The organism is Acidimicrobiia bacterium, assembly GCA_041676705.1.
GTDB lineage: Bacteria > Actinomycetota > Acidimicrobiia > Acidimicrobiales > SKKL01 > Actinomarinicola.
Genome location: JBAYRL010000028.1, coordinates 1 through 2,588, shown reverse-complemented (window position 1 = coordinate 2,588; position 2,588 = coordinate 1). Strand labels below are relative to the sequence as shown.

Here is a 2,588-nt window from a genome sequence, read left to right as displayed (position 1 = left end):
GATTTTGCCCTCACTTTCGATCCCTGGGTTTTGGTGGACGTTGATGGCAGCGGCACCTACGGCGTCAGTGGCTACAGCTGGCCGAACGTGTATTCCGCCATGGCCTACATGATTTTCAACCCCAGCGCCACCACACCTCCCTTGGCAGCCCTTGAGGCCCATAGCGGTCAAAAGATGGCGGCATCCTTCGCTTCCACCCAAACCGCCAACAACGACTGGCTGATTTCTCCGGCCTTCACCCCCGAAGCCGGACATTTCCTGAATTTCTATGCCCGCTCCTACGTGGCGGACTATGGTTTGGAACGCTTTAAGGTTGGAGTCTCCAACGGCGGCACCGCCCCCGCGAACTTCACCATCATCAGCGGCACCAACTACATTCAGGCTCCTGTGAACTGGACCCTCTACAGCTACGACCTCAGCAGCTATGCCGGCCAGGAAATCCGTTTTGGCATCCAGTGCGTGAGTGACGATGCCTTCTTCTTCCTGGTTGACGACATCACTGTTGGCACACCTCCCGCTGCCAAGACCGTTATCGCTTCAGTTCCTGCCAGCGCCTCCCGCAGCACCGGAACCCCTGTTCCCGCGCCGCGTACCGCCACCCGCGAACTTGAAGGCTACAACGTCTACCGTGACGGCACCCTTCTCAGCTTCGTTCCCGGCGCAGGTGTGACCAGCTACGACGACCACACCGTGAGCGTTGGCACCTACAGCTACACCGTGACGGCAGTCTACACCGCGGGCGAATCCGAACCCACCGGTCCTGCCACCGCCACGATCAACCCTCCCAACGAACCTCCCGTGAACCTGACTGCCGATGTTGATGGCAGCGATGTCACTCTCACTTGGGAAAGCCCGGAAGCTCCCCAGCAGGGTGAATGGATCACCTGGTGCAACGAAACCACCCTCGGCAACGCCATCGGCACAAACGGCGTCGTGACTTTCGACGTGGCCCACCGCTTCACTCAGAGCGATCTTACCGCTCATCAGGGCAAGCTGATTACCCAGGTGCAGTTCGCTCCTCACGAGCCCAACTGCATTTACACTGTTAAGGTTTGGACTGGCGGCACTGCCAGCAACGCCGGCACCCTGGTTTCCTCCCAGGTGGTGGAAAACCCCGTCATGGACGAATGGAACCTGGCTGTCTTGAACACCTCCGTTCCCGTTCCCAGCACCGGTGACCTCTACGTTGGCTATGAATGCAACACCCAGGGCGGCTTTCCCGCCGGTTGCGACGACGGTCCCCACATTGAAGGCAAAGGAAACATGATGTATTTCCAAGGCCAGTGGAGCACCCTCAGCCAGCTTGGCGACGGTTTGAACTACAACTGGATGATCAAGACCTTCGTGGCAGAGACCAACGCCCTCAAGGCAGTTGAGCTTACTCCGATTGCCGAACACCAGAGCATCAGCTACAGCAAGGCTCCCCTGACATTCAGTGCCAAGTCTGCCGAACAGGCTGCAGCCAAAGCTGACGAACGCCTCGTGGCTGGCTTCAAGGTCTATCGCGATGGCACCCTCATCGCCACTTTGAACGACCCCTCCGCCACCACCTACACCGAATATGGCGTCCCCAACGGCACCTACACCTATGGCGTGACCGCTGTTCACACCACCGGTGAATCCGAGCCCGCCGAGATTGAAGTAATCGTCGATCTCCAGCTTGCCGAAATCGTCTTTGAAGACGACTTTGAAAGCTACGACGACTTCGCTCTGCTGTTTGCTCCCTGGACCCTTCTGGACGTTGACCTTTCCGATACCTATGGCATCACAGATGTCTATTTCCCGAATACCGGTGGCCCGATGGCCTACATGATCTTCAATCCCAGCGCCACCACACCTCCCATCACAGGTATCACAGCCCACAGCGGTTCCAAGATGGCTGCCAGCTTTGCGGCGACCAATGGTCCCAATAACGACTGGCTGATTACCCCGCGCATTCAGATGGGAACCAACAGCTCCGTCCGCTTCTATGCCCGCTCCCACACCGCGAACTATGGCTTGGAGCGTTTCCGCGTTGGCGTTACTACACGTACCGACATCATCCCTCAGGGCTTCCAATATGTGAGCCCCGGCAACTATGTTGAAGCCCCCGCCGGTTGGATGGAATATATCTACGACCTCTCCACCTACGACAACCAAATTGTCCGTGTCGGCATCCGCTGCGTCAGCGACGACGCCTTCATCTTCTACGTGGACGATTTCTCCATCCACAGCGATGGCGGCTATGTTGACAACGATGATCCCGGCATGCCCGCTTTGGTGACCGAGCTGCAGGGCAACTATCCCAACCCCTTCAATCCCAGCACCACCATTCGCTACAGCGTTAAAGAAGCCAGCCCCGTGAGCATCGGCATCTACAACATTAAGGGCCAATTGGTGAAAACCCTGGTGAATGAAGACAAGAACGCCGGCCAGCACAGCATCGTCTGGAACGGCCGCGACAACAACAACCAAGCTGTATCCAGCGGTGTCTATTTCTACAAAATGCACGCCGGCAAATACAGCAGCACCAAGAAAATGATTCTGATGAAGTAATCCAACTTCAACAGATAACTTACAGGCGCCCCAAACAACGGGGCGCCTTTTTC

At 57.2% G+C, this 2,588-nt stretch carries 1 protein-coding gene; it reads left to right on the top strand.

Annotated elements, in window-relative coordinates; genetic code table 11:
• On the top strand, positions 1 to 2,535 hold a 2,535-nt coding region (locus tag WC184_13330), incomplete at its 5' end, for a choice-of-anchor J domain-containing protein (protein ID MFA7478850.1).
• Positions 2,536 to 2,588 lie beyond the last annotated feature (53 nt).